The organism is Larkinella ripae (assembly GCF_054780775.1).
This window is the reverse complement of record NZ_BAAGVR010000001.1, coordinates 807254-823802: the sequence shown is the minus strand read 5'-3', so window position 1 is coordinate 823802 and position 16549 is coordinate 807254. Positions and strand designations below refer to the sequence as shown.

General features: G+C 54.9%; 8 protein-coding genes. All 8 read left to right on the top strand.

What is annotated here, in order from left to right:
- Positions 1 to 16 precede the first annotated feature (16 nt).
- The 8 genes from ACYVHX_RS03435 (at position 17) to ACYVHX_RS03400 (ending at position 16507) form a co-directional block, all read left to right on the top strand.
- Positions 17 to 2650, top strand: coding sequence for an ABC transporter permease (locus tag ACYVHX_RS03435; RefSeq protein WP_460670191.1), 2634 nt, complete (start codon positions 17 to 19; stop codon positions 2648 to 2650).
- Positions 2651 to 2784: 134 nt separating this feature from the next.
- Complete coding sequence (locus ACYVHX_RS03430) at positions 2785 to 5403, top strand: FtsX-like permease family protein (RefSeq protein WP_460670190.1); 2619 nt, start codon at positions 2785 to 2787, stop codon at positions 5401 to 5403.
- A 111-nt stretch (positions 5404 to 5514) separates the two neighbouring features.
- Entirely contained in the window at positions 5515 to 5664 is a 150-nt protein-coding gene (locus ACYVHX_RS03425) for a permease prefix domain 2-containing transporter (protein ID WP_460670189.1), read from the top strand.
- 71 nt (positions 5665 to 5735) lie between these two features.
- Positions 5736 to 8063 (top strand): ABC transporter permease, encoded by a 2328-nt coding sequence (locus ACYVHX_RS03420; protein WP_460670188.1) that lies wholly within the window; start codon positions 5736 to 5738, stop codon positions 8061 to 8063.
- 310 nt (positions 8064 to 8373) lie between these two features.
- Positions 8374 to 8700, top strand: a complete 327-nt coding sequence (locus ACYVHX_RS03415) for a PadR family transcriptional regulator (protein ID WP_460670187.1) — start codon at positions 8374 to 8376, stop codon at positions 8698 to 8700.
- Positions 8701 to 8833: 133 nt separating this feature from the next.
- Positions 8834 to 11485 carry an ABC transporter permease gene (locus tag ACYVHX_RS03410; protein ID WP_460670186.1) on the top strand — a complete coding sequence of 884 codons (2652 nt, stop codon included), beginning with the start codon at positions 8834 to 8836 and terminating at the stop codon, positions 11483 to 11485.
- A gap of 203 nt (positions 11486 to 11688) precedes the next feature.
- A complete protein-coding gene (locus ACYVHX_RS03405) occupies positions 11689 to 14073 on the top strand; it encodes an ABC transporter permease (protein WP_460670185.1) in 2385 nt (794 codons plus the stop codon).
- A gap of 40 nt (positions 14074 to 14113) precedes the next feature.
- Positions 14114 to 16507, top strand: a complete 2394-nt coding sequence (locus tag ACYVHX_RS03400; RefSeq protein ID WP_460670184.1) for an ABC transporter permease — start codon at positions 14114 to 14116, stop codon at positions 16505 to 16507.
- Positions 16508 to 16549: the final 42 nt, after the last annotated feature.

The window sequence follows — 16549 nt, the reverse complement described above, 5'->3', positions numbered from 1 at the left end:
TTATTCCCTGTTCCTTATGAAAAACCGCCCTCCCCGCTGGGCCGTCTGGCTGCTGGAAGCCTTCGGGCATCCGGATTCTGTGGAAGAAGTGCAGGGCGACTTGCTGGAGCTGTATGCCTACTGGGCCGAAACCGTGGGGGAGCGGCAGGCCCGCTGGCGGTATGGCCTGAATGCCCTGAAACTGGTGCGACCTTTTGCCAAACGAACAACCGAGTACTATTCAACCCCTTCTTTTCTAGGTGCTACTATGATCCGGAATTACTTTAAAATCGCCCTGCGGAACCTTGTCAAATACAAAGGGTATTCGGCCATTAACATTACGGGGCTGGCCGTCGGGATGGCGGTGGCCATGCTCATTGGTCTGTGGATCCACGACGAACTATCGTACAACAAATACCACAAGAGTTACGAACGGGTGGCGCAGGTGATGCAGCACCAGACGGTCAACGGAAAAATTTATTCCGGAACCGCCATGCCGTTTCCAATGGGCAAAGAACTGCAAACCCGGTATGGCAGCAATTTCAAGTACGTGGTGATGTCTTCGTGGGAGGGCGAACACTTCCTGACGCTGGGGGAAAAGAAAATTTCCCAACCGGGCGCTTTCATGGACGTGGCTGCGCCCCGGCTGCTCACGCTGGAAATGGTGAAAGGCTCCCACGAGGGACTGAACGAACCCAACTCCATCTTGCTGGCTGAATCGACCGCGAAGGCGCTTTTCGGCGAGCGCGATGCCCTGAATCAACTGCTTAAAATTGACAACAAAATGGATGCCCGGGTCACCGGGGTTTATAAAGACATCCCGCACAACGCACAGTTTCACGACCTGTCTTTCATTGCTCCCTGGGAGTTGTATGTTTCGTCGGAAAACTGGATCAAACACGCCCGCGACGAGCAGCAGTGGGGCAATAATTCATTCCAGGTTTTCGTCCAGATTGCCGATAAGGCGGATTTTGCGCTGGTCGATAAAAACATTCGGAACGCCAAACAAAACAACGTGGCGCCCGAAGAAAAAAAATACAAAGCGGAAATATTTCTGCACCCGATGCGGGACTGGCGCTTGCGCTCGAGTTGGGACAACGGCGTCAAAACCGGCGGGATGATCGAATACATCTGGCTATTCGGTTTCATTGGGGTGTTTGTGCTGCTGCTGGCCTGCATCAACTTCATGAACCTGAGCACGGCGCGGTCGGAAAAACGGGCCAAAGAAGTGGGCATCCGGAAAGCCGTGGGCTCGGTCCGCAGCCAGTTGATCAGCCAGTTTTTTAACGAGTCACTGCTGGTGGTGGGCTGCGCGTTTGGGCTGGCGTTGCTGCTGGTGCTGTTGATTCTGCCCTGGTTTAATCAGGTGGCCGACAAACAAATCGTGATGTTGTGGGGAAATCCGCTGTTCTGGCTGTTTGGCATCGGGTTTACGCTCTTTACCGGTTTTGTGGCCGGGAGCTACCCCGCGCTGTATCTGTCGTCGTTTCAGCCGGTCAAGGTTCTGAAGGGAACCTTCAAAGCCGGGCGGTTTGCCTCGCTGCCCCGCAAGGTGCTGGTGGTGGTGCAGTTTACGGTTTCGCTCACGCTGATCATCGGAACGATCATTGTTTACAACCAGATTCAGTATTCCAAAAACCGCCCCATTGGCTACAACCGCGACGGGTTGGTGATGATTCAGATGAAGTCGCCGGATTTTTACGGCAAGTTTGAGGTTCTCCGCTCGGACCTCAAAAAGGCGGGGGCCATTCAGGAACTGGCCGAATCGTCGAGTCCGTTGACCAATGTCTGGTCGAACAACGGCGGTTTTCACTGGCCGGGCAAAGACCCGAACCTGGACACCGACTTTGCAACGATCTGGGTGACGCACGAATTTGGCAAAACCGTAGGCTGGCAGTTTAAGGAGGGCCGGGATTTTTCGCGGGAGTTCTCGTCGGACTCGGCTTCCATTGTGCTGAACGAAGCCGCAGTGAAATTCATGGGGATCAAAAACCCGGTCGGCAGCATCGTTCGCTGGGGCGAAGGCAAGGACATGGGCGAATTTAAGGTGATTGGCGTCATCAAAGACATGCTGATGCAGTCGCCGTATGAACCCGTCAAGCAGACGATTTACCTGATGAATTACGACAATGTAAACTGGATCACCCTGAAAATGAATCCGGATAAAAGCGCCAATGAATGCCTGACCACCATCGAAGCGGCTTTCAAAAAATACATTCCGTCGGCGCCGTTCGAATACCAGTTTGCGGACGTGGAGTTCGGGAAAAAATTCGCCCACGAGGAGCGCATCGGCAAGCTGGCCACCTTCTTTGCGGGCCTGGCGATTTTCATCAGTTGCCTGGGGCTGTTTGGCTTAGCTTCCTTCATGGCCGAGCAGCGCACCAAGGAAATTGGTGTTCGGAAAGTGCTGGGTGCCAGCGTGCTGGACCTGTGGAGCCTGTTGTCGAAGGATTTTGTGCTGCTGGTTATCATCGCCTTCTGCATCGCAACGCCGGCGGCCTGGTATTTCATGAGCAACTGGCTGCAAAAATACGAGTACCGTTCCGAGATTTCGTGGTGGGTGTTTGCCATTTCGGGGGCCGGCGCGCTGCTCGTCACCCTGCTGACGGTTTCGTTCCAAAGCATCAAAGCCGCACTCGTAAATCCGGTGAAGTCCCTGCGGTCCGAATGACGACGGAGGCCGCCCGGGCGGTTAAGCGTACGGAATGATAAGTGGTGAATTAAACGTCGGACCCATCCAGCATTGAAAAACCGGTCGCCTAATATCCTTTAACCGGTCGGGCGGCCCCCTCATCATTCCTCCTTATGAAAACCCCTCCCCGCTGGGCCGTCTGGCTGCTGGAAACGTTCGGGCATCCGGATTCTGTGGAAGAAGTGCAGGGCGACCTGCTGGAATTGTATGCCTACTGGGTGGAAACCGTGGGGGAACGGCGGGCCTGCTGGCGGTATGCCCTGAGTGTTTTGAAATTGCTGCGGCCCCTGGCCCGGCGAAAAGCATCAAGTGACTATTCTCAACCCTTCCTGTTTGGTCCTGCTATGATTCGGAATTATTTCAAAATCGCCATTCGCAACCTGCTCAAACAGCGGGTGTACAGTGTGTTCAACCTGGTGGGCCTTGCCTTGGGCATTTCGTGCGGGCTGTTGCTGACGCTGCACATTAAAGAAGAACTGAGTTACGAAAAGGATTTTCCGAATCATGAGCGGATTTACCGAGCCGCAACGACGGAATGGTCGAAGTCGCAGCCCCCGCTGGCGGGCGAAATGAAAGCTTTTTTTCCGGACATCGAGCACATCGTACGGTTTGTGGGCCGGGGTACGCAGGTGGTCAGCTCGGCGTTTAATCAGCAGGGTGAAAGCACCGGTTTTTTCGCGGACTCGACGGCAGTGCCAATTTTTAGCCTGAAACCGGTAGTGGGCGATCCGGTCCGGGCGTTGACCGAACCGGGCTCGATGGTGATTTCGCGGAGCATGGCGACCCGGTTTTTCGGGCAACGCGACCCGCTCGGTCGCAAGCTGATTTTCGACAACAAGGAGGAATTGTTTGTCCGGGCCGTCATCGAGGATTTGCCCCACAATACGCACCTGAAATTCGACTACCTAGTGTCGATGCCTACTTTCAACAATTCCGTACCGGAAGACCTCAAAAACAACAAAGGCTGGATGTTTGGCTGGACGTACGTCTTGTTTCGGGATAAAACCGCCGTGGCCAAAGCCGAAAAACGACTGCCCGATTTTTATCTGAAGTATTATGCGCCCACGACCGAAGCGGATCGGAAGGACAAAATGGCGTTTGCGGCCACCGCGCGGTTTCAGCCGCTGACCGACATCCACCTGAAGTCGAATCTGATTCAGGAAATGGGCCCGAACAGCAACATTCTGTACGTTTATATTTTTCTGGCGGTCGAAGTGCTGATTCTGATCATTGCCTGCGTCAACTTCATTAACCTGTTTACAACCCAGGCGCTGAAGCGGGCCAAGGAAGTGGGCATGCGGAAGGTGCTGGGTGCGCGGAAAACGCAGGTGATCGGCCAGTTTCTGGGCGAAGCGTTCATTCTGACCTTGCTGGCCAGTCTGGTGGCGGTGGTGATTTACGAACTGGCGCTGCCTTTTTACAACAGCATCGCGGGCCGGCAGGTCGCCGGGTGGGAAATCCTGCGCCCGGAAAATCTGCTGACGATCGGCCTGATCGTGCTTTTTGTCGGCTTGTTGGCCGGCTTGTTTCCGTCGCTTTTTATCGCCCGGTTTGAACCCATCACGTCCCTGAAGGCGGATAAACTGCCCAAATCCTCGGCCAACGTACTGCGCAAAAGCCTGATTGTGGTTCAGTTTGTGGTGTCGGCTTTCCTGATTATCTCAACCGTTCTGATTGCGCAACAGATGAAGTTGCTCCGCAATCAGCAACTCGGTTTTGACAAAGAGCAGGTGCTGACGGTTAAACTGTACGGGAATCTACGGGAAAAACTGTTGCTGAATCCGGCTCTTTTCAAAAACGAACTGCTGCAACACTCATCCATTCTGGCCGTTGGGCAGTCGTCGAACCTGATTGGGGACGATTTGAGCGTTGAGACGGTAACACCGCTGAATCCGCCCGCCGGGAGCGAGTATCCGCCCGTCAAAGTGTCGCGGGTCGATGAAGATTACCTGAACGTGTTGCGGATCAAACTGAAGGAGGGCCGCAATTTTTCGCGGCAGTTCAACGACTCGGCCTCGTTTATCATCAACGAAAAAACCGCCCGGCTGCTGGGCCTGAAAAATCCGGTGGGCGAGATTGTCGTAAACCACGCCATGCACCTGCAGGGCAAGATTATCGGCGTGATTCGCGACTATAATTTTGCCTCGCTTCACAACCAGGTCGAGCCGCTGGTGCTGGAATACCGGCCGAAATGGTCTGGGAATCTGCTGGTCAAAATCAAAGCCGGAGATCCGCAGGAAACGATTGCTTTCCTGAAAAACACCGTCGAAAAACTGGCTCCCAACACCTTGTTTCAATATAGTTTTCTGGACGAGCGCGTGGCGGCTTTATACAGCAAGGAGGACCGCATGAGTCAGATTCTGAACGTATTTGCCGGTCTGGCGATCGTGATTTCGTGTCTGGGTCTGTTTGGCGTGGTGGCGCATGAATCCAAAATCCGGACGAAGGAAATCGGCATCCGGAAAGTGCTGGGCGCTTCGGTCGGCAGTCTGGTGTCCATGCTGGCGGGAAGTTTCCTGAAACTGGTGCTGCTCGGTATTCTCATCGCTTCCCCGCTTACCTGGTATGCAACGGACCAATGGTTGCAGGGTTTTGCGTACAAAGTCGATATTCAGTGGTGGATCTTTGTGCTGGCCGGTATCGTTATTCTCGCCGTTGCCCTGCTGACGGTTGCGCTGCAATCCATCCAATCTGCCCTCATGAACCCGGTTCGCTCGCTACGTTCGGAATGATGAGTTAAGAATTAAGAGTGATGAGTTGAAAAATAGACGCGTCCATTCATGATCAAGAAAAACCGCTCTCACCTGACCCTCATCATTCATCATTCATAACTCATTCCTCTTATGAAAACCCCTCCCCGCTGGGCCGTCTGGCTGCTTGAAGTCTTTGGTCATCCCGATGCGCTGGAAGAGGTGCAGGGTGACCTGCTGGAACTGTATGCCTACTGGGTGGAAACCGTGGGGAACGGCGGGCCCGCCGGCGGTATGCCCTGAGTGTTTTGAAATTGCTGCGGCCTTTTGCCCCATCGAATCCACCTTCGTCACCTTCTTTTCTGCGTCCTGTTATGATCCGGAATTATGTCAAAATCGCCTGGCGGAACCTGAGCCGCAACCTTGCGTTTAGTACGATCAATCTGCTGGGGCTGGTGTTGGGCCTGACGGCCGCCCTGGTCATTTTTCTGGTGATCCGGCACGAAACCGGCTACGACCAGAACCAGTCCAACGGCGACCGGATTTACCGGGTCGAAAATCACAACCTGAAAGAAGGGCACCAATACCCGGGCACCTACACCGGGACGGCGGTTGCCTTCCGGAATGAAGTGCCCGAAGTCGAGCTGGTCGTTCCGTTGCTGAAGGTGGGCGGCAGCACGCTGTCCGTGCCCTCGGCCGGAAAGCGGTTTAAAGAGCCGCTGGTCTTTGCCGGCAATGAACTGCTCCGCTTGCTGGATTACCGCTGGCTGGCGGGCGACGCCCGGACGGCGTTGTCGCAACCCAATACCGTGGTGCTGACCCGCACCCAGGCCGGGAAGTATTTTGGCACCGCCGAAGCGGTTGGCAGGGTCCTGCGGCTCGACAACAAACAGGATTTGCAGGTGGTCGGGGTGCTGGAAGATTACCCGACCACCACCAGTTTTCCGTTCGACATTCTGGTTTCGTTCCCAACCATCAGGAACACCAATCTCGACTACAACCTGAACCAGTGGAACGGCTGGAATGACAATTTCCAGGTCTTTGTTCTCCTCAGAAAAGGTGCAAAACCGGAACAGGTCACCGGGCGCTCGGCGGCCATCCTGGCCAAATACCGCGGTGCCGAACACGCCCAGGACCAGCAATTTGCGCTCAACCCGCTGGCCGAAGTCCATTATTCGGCCAACATGGGCGGTCGGACGGCCAATCGCAAACTGCTCAATATTCTGTCACTCATCGGTCTGTGCGTGCTGCTGATCGGGTGCATCAATTTCATCAACCTGACCACCGCCCAAGCCTTTAAACGAGCCCGGGAGGTAGGCATCCGCAAAGCCGTGGGGAGCAATCGCTGGTCGCTGGTGTACCAGTTTCTGACCGAAGCCGGTCTGATTACGTTCGCAGCGGTGGCTTTGTCGGTGCTGATGGCGTGGTTGGGGCTGCCCCTGGTGGTTGATACGCTCGGCATTCCGCTGCGTTCGGCGGATCTGTTTTCCGGAAAAACCGCCTTGTTTCTGGTGGCGCTGTTTGCCTTGACGGCTTTGCTGGCTGGTTTGTATCCGGCGTTCCGCTTGTCGGGAATGGCGCCGATCTGGGCGTTGAAAAACCATAAAATGCCGCAGGGGCGGCAAACCGTTTCGCTGCGACAGGGGCTGGTGGTGGTGCAGTTTGCGGTTTCGCTGGTGCTCATCAGCAGTTCATTATTGATCAATCAGCAATTGCGGTTTTTCCAGAATGCCGAGTTGGGCTTCAATAAAGAGGCTCTGGTTACCGTCGGATTACCCGACAACAGTCCGGCCAAACTGGGCGAGCTGCGGAATCGGCTGGGACAGTCGACGCAGATCCGGGAGGTTAGTTTTTCGTTCAACAGCGCATCGGCGGAAAGCAACTGGATGCAGAACATGCAGTACCGGAACGGCGCGAAAGTCACCGACATCAAGACGCAGCTGAAAATGGGCGACGCCCATTACCTGAGCACCTACGGCATCCACCTGCTGGCGGGCGAGGGCCTGAAGGAGCGCGATTCGGCGGTTTCCAAAGTGATCGCCAACGAGGTGTTTCTCAGTCGTATGGGCATTGGCCGACCGGCAGATGCCATTGGCCGGCAGGTGTATTACGGCGATGGACAGGAGTTTGCCACCATTGTCGGGGTGGTGAAGAACTTTAACGTCAATTCGCTGCACCAGAAAATCGATCCAACCCTGGTTCAGGTCGTCCCCAAGCATTTTTATCAGGCGGGGATCAAACTCCAGGCCGAAAAACCGACTACGGAATCCCTGCAAGCAGCTTTGTCGGACATTGAAAAGGCCTGGACGGCCACGTATCCCGACCAGGTGTTCGAGTACGATTTCCTGGACGAGACGCTGGCTCAGGCTTACCAAGCCGAAACCCGCACGGGGAAACTGATTGCCACGGCCACGGTTTTAGCGATTCTGATTGCCTGTCTGGGCCTGTTCGGCTTAGCGGCTTTTACGGCGGAGCAGCGCACGAAGGAGATTGGCGTTCGGAAGGTGCTGGGCGCATCGGTTGCGGGCATTGTGCTGCTGCTTTCCAGAGACTTTCTGAAACCGGTGCTGGTGGCCCTGCTGATTGCCGTGCCGGTGGCCTGGTATGCGATGGACGAATGGCAGCAGAACTTTGAGTTCCGGGTCGGCATGTCGTGGTGGGTGTTTGCGCGGGCGGGCTGGCCATTCTGGTTGCTTTCCTGACGGTTTCGTTTCAAAGCATCAAAGCCGCGTTGATGAATCCCGTCAAGAGCTTGCGAAGTGAATAAGGAGGCAGAAGAGAAACAGGGGCGACAGGGAGGAGGTCAGGACACACGTTCCTGCCTTCTCCCTGTCGCCTTTTTGGCCTCCTCGATTTAAATAAAAAACCGTGTCCAGCAGCGTACGTTTCCTGTCCGTTTGTGGACAGAAACTACCCATACGGTTTTAGAAAAACGCTCTTTTTAGGCGGAATAGGCCGGTTTTTGATTCTGGCAAGACATTTGTTATACATTTACATAACTAATGGAAGCCAATGAAAGGAACCTATTTAGGCGAATTTGAAGAGGTTGTTTTGCTGGCCGTAGCGATCCGGGCGGGCGACGCCTACGGGGCCGCCGTGGTCACCGAAATCGAGCAGCAGATGAATCGTCCGGTGAATTTGGGGGCGGTGCATTCGGCGCTGAACCGGTTGCAGGAAAAAGGGCTGGTCAACTCCCAGATGGGCGGCATGACGGCCGAGCGCGGTGGACGCCGGAAGCGGCTTTATGCCGTGACCACCGCCGGCCGGCGGGCGCTGGAAGAAATCCGCCAACTCCGCAACCAGATGTGGAGCGCCATTCCGAACACCGCCTGGTTCTAGGGCAATTACTGATGAACAATTGACAATGAATAAACGATTTAATTAAGTCCTTGATAATAAACTGTTTGTTTGTAATAATTCATAATTCATAATTCATAATTCATAATTCATAATTCATAATTCATAATTCATAATGAACGCCCCTCCCCGCTGGGCAACGCGCCTGCTTCACTGGTTTTGCGCCCCGCATCTGGTCGAAGAACTGGAGGGCGATCTGGACGAACTCTTTCGGCAGCGGATCGAATTGCTGGGAGTACCGAAAGCGCGTCGCCGGTATGTTCGGGATGTGCTGAGCATGCTACGGCCCTCGGTTATCAGACGAAAAGCCGGTGAGTTTCCTTCTCCAGCCCCAACCACCATGCTACGCAATTACCTGAAAATCGCCTTCCGGAACCTGAGTAAACACCCGGTTTACTCGATCATCAACATCGGCGGCCTGGCCGTCGGAATGGCAGTGGCGCTGTTGGTGGGGCTCTGGATTTACGATGAGTTGTCGTTCAACACCTACCATCAGAACTACCCGCGCATTGCGCAGATTCTACAGAATCAACACCGGAACGGCGAAATGCACACGTCTCGTTCGCTGCCTTATCCGTACGTTAATGAATTAGAAACGAACTACAAAAGGCACTTCAAGCGCATTGTGGTTTCGTCGCAAAACCGCGATTGCGTGCTGACGGCGGGCGACACCAAACTGACGAAAAAAGGGCAATACATCAGCGCCGATGCGCCGGAAATGTTCACGCTGAACATGCTGCGGGGCAGCCGGGCCGGTTTGCAGGACCCGCAATCGATTTTGCTGGCGGCATCGACCGCCAAAGCGCTGTTTGGGGATGCAGACCCCCTGGGCAAACCGGTGAAAATCGATACCGACCTGCTGGTGAAGGTGACCGGCGTGTACGAAGATTTGCCGCACAACACCCAGTTTCACGAGGTCCAGTTTCTGGCGTCCTGGGCGTACTTTCTGGCGACGAATCCGCACATGAAAGCAAAAAAATGGGACAACCACGCCCTCTGGATTTTCGTCGAAATCCGGCCGGAAACGAATTTTGAGCAGGTTACGGCGAGCATCAAAGATTCCGAAATCAAGGTGATCCGGCACCTGGACGGCATGCAGGAAGAAGCGGCCACCAACCCGCAGATGTGGCTGCACCCCATGCGCGACTGGCATTTGTATTCCAGTTTTAAAAATGGCTCGGTCAACACGGGGCCGGTTTCGTATGTCTGGACCGTGGGCCTGATCGGTTTTGTGGTGTTGCTGCTGGCCTGCATCAATTTCATGAACCTGAGCACGGCGCGCTCCGAAAAACGGGCCAAAGAAGTGGGCATCCGGAAAGCCATCGGTTCGCTGCGCGGGCAACTGATCGCGCAGTTTTTCAGTGAGTCCCTGTTGGTGACATTCCTGTCTTTTCTGCTGGCGCTGGTCCTCGCGCTGGTTTTCTTACCGGGCTTCAACGATCTGGCCGCCAAGCAGATGACGTTTCCGTGGGCCAATGGCTCCTTCTGGTTGTTGAGTCTTGGGTTTATTGGGCTGACGGGTCTGCTGGCGGGGAGTTACCCGGCTTTGTACCTGACTTCCTTCCAACCGGTAAAGGTTCTGAAAGGGTCGGGACTGGGGCGGTTTTCGGCGGGCCGGTTGGCGTCGCTGCCGCGCAAGGTGCTGGTGGTGACGCAGTTTACGGTTTCCATTACGCTGATGATCGGTACGGTGATCGTTTATCAGCAGATTCAGTTTGCCAAAAACCGCCCGGTTGGGTACTCGCGGGAGGGTTTGTTGATGATGCCGATGCAAACCGGCGATTTTTCCGGGAAAGCGGATCGGTTGCGGGCGGAATTGAAAGCTACCGGCGTCGTCGTTGAACTGGCCGAATCCCAAAGTCCGATTACGGGCGTTTGGTCGACCAACGAAGGCTTTAGCTGGAAAGGCATGAAAGCCGGGCTGAACGAAAATTTTGCCACCCTGACCGTGACGCCCGAATACGCGAAAACAGTGGGCTGGCAGTTCGTGACCGGACGAAATTTCTCGCGGGATTTTAGCTCGGATTCCAGCGGTTTTATCATCAACGAAGCGGCCGCCCGGCTTTTGGGTTTCCCGAATCCCGTGGGCGAAACCGTCCGCTGGAAAAGCCAGTGGATGACCAACAACATCGAAAAGCCGTTCCGGGTGATCGGCGTGGTAAAAGACATGGTGATGGAATCGCCGTTTGAACCCATTCGACCCACGGTTTTTATTTTGTTTGGCGGGGCCAACTGGATCAACATCAAAATCAATCCGGCGGTGAGTGCCAGCGCTGCGTTGCCCCAAATCGAAGCGGTTTTCAAACGGCTGATTCCCGCTGCGCCTTTTGACTACAAATTTGCCGACGCCGAATACGACGCCAAGTTCCGGGCCGAAGAACGCATCGGCAGGCTGGCGTCGCTCTTTGCGGTTTTGGCCATTTTTATTTCCTGCCTGGGGCTGTTTGGGCTGGCCTTGTTCGTCGCCGAACAGCGCACCAAGGAGATTGGGGTGCGAAAAGTGATGGGCGCTTCCGTGCTCAACCTGTGGGGTCTGCTGTCGAAAGAGTTTGTGGTGTTGGTGGTGGTGGCCTTTGCGATTGCCGTACCAACCGCATCGTATTTCCTGATTGCCTGGCTTCAGAAATACGAATACCGCACCGAACTGTCGTGGTGGGTGTTTGGCGCAGCGGGTTTGGGGGCATTGCTGATCACCCTGCTGACGGTAAGTTTTCAATCCATCAAAGTCGCGTTGATGAATCCGGTGAAGAGTTTACGAACGGAATAAGCGGCTCGGTCGGAGTGCGGTTTTACCGGTGGCTACCCCGGCCCTGTTTCGCCTTTTTTCTGTTCATCTGCGGACAGCAAGTTGTCCGAAACCGTACAGGGAAAACCGTATTTATTGGCTAACATACTGTCGTTCAGATAGTTGATATGGGCGGCATGAAAATTGAAAGAAGATGGGTGGCCTACTCTCTTCCAACTCTTTTTATGCTGAAAAACTATCTGACCATTGCCTGGCGAAACCTGCTGAAGGATAAATTCTACAGCCTGATCAATATTCTAGGCCTGACCATTGGCGTCACCTGTGGCCTGCTGCTGCTGCTCTACGTGACCGATGAACTGAGCTTCGACCGGTATCACGAAAAGGGAAGCCGGATTTACCGCATCGTTTCGAACATCACCGAACCGGACAAAATCAACCACTGGGTGAGCACGCAGCCCCCGCTGGTGAAAACCCTGAAACAGGATTATCCGTTTGTCGAAAACTACGTCCGGTTTTTTCCGAACGGTCGGGTGATGTTCCGGCAGGGCGAGAAGCGGTTTTACGAAACCGACGTTTATGCCGCCGACTCGACGGTTTTCGATGTGTTCAGTTATAAGTTCGTGGAGGGAGATCCCAAAACCGCGCTGGATCAGCCGGGCAGCGTGGTTCTGACGCAGACCACGGCGCAAAAATTCTTCGGAAACCGTCCGGCGGTGGGGCAGTCGCTGCAAACCAATGACACGACGTTCTACAAAGTAACGGCGGTGCTTGAAGACGTTCCGAAAAATTCGCACTTCACCTTCAACGCCCTGTTCTCGCTCAGCACGGATGCGCGGCAGGCCAACGGCTGGGGCGGTTTTTACATCGTGAGTTACCTGCTGCTGCCCGAGAAATTTGACACGAAGATTCTGGAAAGCAAATTTCCGCAGTTGTACGACAAACACATGGCGTCGATTTTTCAGCGGATGGGCATCAAAATTACCTACGAACTCCAACCGCTGACCGACATTCACCTGCATTCCAAAATGGACGGCGAAGCGGGGGGGGACATCAGCTACGTCTACATTTTTAGTGCCGTTGCGTTTTTTATGTTGCTGATTGCCAGCATCAACTACATGAACCTGTCGACAGCCCGCTCGGCCAAACGGGCCAAAGAAGTGGGCTTGCGGAAAGTGATGGGGTCGCTCCGAAACGCGCTGATGGCGCAGTTCCTGACCGAGTCGGTTTTGATGACGGTTCTGGCACTGACGGCCAGCCTGATCTTTGTAGCGTTGCTGTTGCCGTTTTTCAACACGGTTTCGGGAAAAGCGATTCAGTTCCGCGAATTGCTCCAGCCGCAATTTCTCCTGATTGCGCTGTCCATTGTCGTTTTCACCGGGTTTGTGAGCGGGAGTTACCCGGCTTTCTACCTGTCTTCGTTTGAGCCCGCAACGGTTTTGAAGGGCTCGTTCAACGCCAAAGGAGGCAGCTTTTTCCGGAAAACGCTGGTGGTGGCGCAGTTTGCGATTTCGCTGATCATGCTCATCTGCACCTGGATCGTCTACCAGCAACTCAATTACATGCGCAACAAGGACCTGGGCTACAACCGGGAACAGGTGCTGACGGTCGATTACCAGAACGGGCAGCCCCGAGCCCGTTACGACGCCCTGCGAAGCGCTCTGCTGGCAAACCCGAGCATCCGGAGCGTGGGCACGGCTTCCTCGCCCACCAGCAACATCGGCGGACGGATCATTTTTGGGGTCGAATCCAATGCCGGCCTGAAAGAAATGGGTTTCAAACCGATGGGAATCGACCACGATTACCTGAAAACAATGGGGATGAAGGTGGTTGCGGGCCGTGATTTTTCCGCCGACATTCCGGCCGATACCCTGAACGGCGTTCTGATCAACCAGGCGGCTGTGAAGCGGATGGGCTGGAAAGAACCCATCGGCAAAAAAGTGTTGCTCGGCGGGTTGCCCCAGGCCGGTCAGCCTGCTCCGCCGACGGCGAAAGTGGTGGGCGTGGTGAAGGATTTTCACCAGCAGTCGCTGTATAGTCCCATTGAGCCGATGATTATGTTGTACCGTCCGAATAATGCGGTGGTGCACATCAAAATTGACGCGAAGAACGCCGACAAAACGCTGGAGTTTATCGGCAAAAAATGGCGGGAAACCTACCCCGACCGCTTGTTTGAATACACGTTTCTGGACCAGGATTTTGAGTCGGCCTACCGGGCTGACGAGCTTCGGGGCCGGATTTTTACGGCGTTCTCGGGGCTGACGATTCTGATTGCGTGTCTAGGTCTGTTTGGCCTGGCGACGTTTACCACCGAGCAGCGCGTGAAGGAAATCGGCGTCCGGAAGGTCATGGGCGCTTCGATTTCGAGCGTGGTGCTGCTGCTTTCCAAGGATTTCACGAAGCTGGTGCTGTTCTCGTTTCCGATTGCTATTCCGGTGGCGTGGTATTCGATGGACCGCTGGTTGCAGCATTTTCCGTATAAAACCGACATTGGCATCGGCGTTTTTGTGGCGGCCTGCGTGCTCACGCTGCTCATCTGCTGGATGACGGTTATTTACCAATCCTTAAAAGCCGCCGTGGCCAATCCGGTGAAATCACTGCGGAGTGAATAAAAACGTCTGAACCGGATTACGCCGATGAAACCGTCTGCTCATGTTCAAAAACTACCTCAAAATCGCGCTGCGGAATCTGGCTAAAAACCGGTTTTATTCCGTCATCAAAATTGCCGGGCTGGCCGTCGGGCTGGCGGCTGGCATTCTGATCGCTCTGTTTGTGTACGAGGATTTTTCGTACGACGGTTTTAACGAAAAGAAAGACCGGATTGTGCGGGTGCTGACCATCGACCAGGCCGAGGGCGTCAAGAGCAAACGGGTGGGTGTGAGTTACCCCGGTTTGGCCCAGGCTCTCACGCGGGATTTGCCCGAAGTGGTCAACAGCGTCCGGATTTCCAGTCAGGGCCGAGTGCCGCTGAAAGTGGGAGAGACGCTCATCAGCTCCGAAGGAACGTTTCGGACCGAAAGCGCCTTCTTTGAGATTTTTGACTACAAGGTGCTGAGCGGGCCGTCGAAAGGCATTCTGGACGAGCCGGAAACCGTCATTCTGACCGAGACCCTGGCGAAGAAGCTCTTTGGCAACGAAAATCCGGTGGGCAAATCCATCAGGTCGGGAACGCTGGATCTGCGCGTCAAAGCCGTTATGGCCGATCCGCCCACCAATTCGCACCTTCAATTTGACATGCTGCGGTCAATGGTACCGGCGCGGGGTGACACCAGCTACGCCCAGTATCTGAATTCCTTCAACGGCATCAGCGTTTACAGCTACCTGCTGCTGGATCGTCCGCGGGATCTGAATACGATTATTCCAAAGCTAAAACAGGTCGCGGATAAAAACCAGGGCTACGCGTTTTTTGTCCCGACCCTGCAATACCTGAACGACGTGCATTTGCGGTCGGGCGAAATTCTGTTTGAACACAATACGGCCAAAACCGACGCGGCAAACCTCTACGTCCTGGCGACCATCGCGCTGCTGGTGGTGTTGCTGGCTGCGGTCAATTTCATGAATCTGGTGACGGCCCACGCCACCGGGCGGGCCAAGGAGGTCGGTTTGCGCAAAGTGGCCGGGGCGGTACGGTCGCAACTGATCGGGCAGCATCTGCTCGAATCGCTGGTGGTGACGGTTGTGTCGGCGCTGCTGGCTTTCGCGCTGGCGGCACTGGCGCTGCCGCTGCTGAATAGTATCTACCAGCGGAATGCCCGTTTAGAATCACTGTTGAACCCGGGGGTGATGCTGGGTATAATCGGGTTTGTGTTCCTTCTTGGGGTGGTGGCCGGGAGCTACCCGGCGTTTGTGCTGTCGAAGTTCCGTCCGATTACGGTGTTGAAAGGGGCCTTCAAAAATACCGACAGCGGCATCCGGCTGCGGCAGTCGCTGGTGGTCGTACAGTTTACGATTTCCATTGCGTTGATGGTTGGGACCGGCTTGGTGTTCCGGCAAATGCGCTACATTCAAAACAAAGACCTGGGGTTTAGTCGTGAACAGATCCTTTCCATTCCGTTCAAAGGGCCGTTGGCGGTAAATCGTGCCCGGACGTTTCAGGCCGAATTAAAGCAGAATCCGAACGTACTCGGCACCGGTACGACCACCAACCGGATGGGGCAGCAGTTGGGCCGGACAACGTTTGTGCCGGAGGGAAAACCGACTACGACCAATTACATTGCCAGCGCGATGTCGGTCGACGAATCGTTTGTGCCGACGATGGACATGAAAGTCCTGAAAGGGCGTAACTTCTCGCTTAATTTCCCCGCCGATTCTGCCTCCTCCCTGCTGATCAACGAAGAGATGGCCAAACTGCTCCACTGGAAGGAGCCCATTGGAAAAATCATCCGGTTGCCATCGGGCCCCAATCCGACGGATGCGACAACCTACACGGTCGTGGGACTGATCAAGGATTTCAACTTTGCCACCATTCGGCACAAGGTGGAACCGTTGATGATGCTTTACAACCGAAATAACAACCAGCTGGCCGTCAAGATCAACACCGCTAACGCGCCCGAAACGCTGGCGTTTATCGAAAAAACCTGGAAGCGGATTAATCCGGAAACGCCGTACGACTACACGTTTCTGGATGAGGACTTTGGCAAGCTGTACCGCAGCGAACAGGCGTTTGCCACGATGTTCAGCCACTTTACGGTTTTGGCGTTGTTCATTGCGGTGCTGGGCTTGTTCGGGCTGGCGGCCTTTACGGCTGAGCAACGCCGGAAAGAAATCGGAATTCGCCGGGTGCTGGGCGCCGAAACCGGGTCGCTGTTGTATCTGCTGTCCCGCGAATTTATCAAGCTGGTGTTGATTTCGTTCGTAATTGCGTCACCGCTGGCCTGGTACCTGATGAACCGCTGGCTGGACGGTTTTGCCTACCGCACCGACCAGAGCGCCATACTCTTTGTCGTCGCGGGGGTGGCCGCCGTCCTGGTTACGCTGATTACGGTGAATCTCCAGGTCTTTAAAACCGTCAATGCGAATCCGGTGAAGTCACTGCGTTCAGAATAAAAGGAGGAAGGAGAGAGGAAGAAAGGAGAACGCTTCAACGCC

What these genes read in the sequence shown, in the direction of transcription:
- ACYVHX_RS03410 (WP_460670186.1), top strand. Translation starts at nt 8,834, where the DNA reads ATGAACGCCCCTCCCCGCTGGGCAACGCGCCTGCTTCACTGGTTTTGC.
- ACYVHX_RS03425 (WP_460670189.1), top strand. Translation starts at nt 5,515, where the DNA reads ATGAAAACCCCTCCCCGCTGGGCCGTCTGGCTGCTTGAAGTCTTTGGT.
- ACYVHX_RS03420 (WP_460670188.1), top strand. Translation starts at nt 5,736, where the DNA reads ATGATCCGGAATTATGTCAAAATCGCCTGGCGGAACCTGAGCCGCAAC.
- ACYVHX_RS03415 (WP_460670187.1), top strand. Translation starts at nt 8,374, where the DNA reads ATGAAAGGAACCTATTTAGGCGAATTTGAAGAGGTTGTTTTGCTGGCC.
- ACYVHX_RS03435 (WP_460670191.1), top strand. Translation starts at nt 17, where the DNA reads ATGAAAAACCGCCCTCCCCGCTGGGCCGTCTGGCTGCTGGAAGCCTTC.
- ACYVHX_RS03430 (WP_460670190.1), top strand. Translation starts at nt 2,785, where the DNA reads ATGAAAACCCCTCCCCGCTGGGCCGTCTGGCTGCTGGAAACGTTCGGG.
- ACYVHX_RS03405 (WP_460670185.1), top strand. Translation starts at nt 11,689, where the DNA reads ATGCTGAAAAACTATCTGACCATTGCCTGGCGAAACCTGCTGAAGGAT.
- ACYVHX_RS03400 (WP_460670184.1), top strand. Translation starts at nt 14,114, where the DNA reads ATGTTCAAAAACTACCTCAAAATCGCGCTGCGGAATCTGGCTAAAAAC.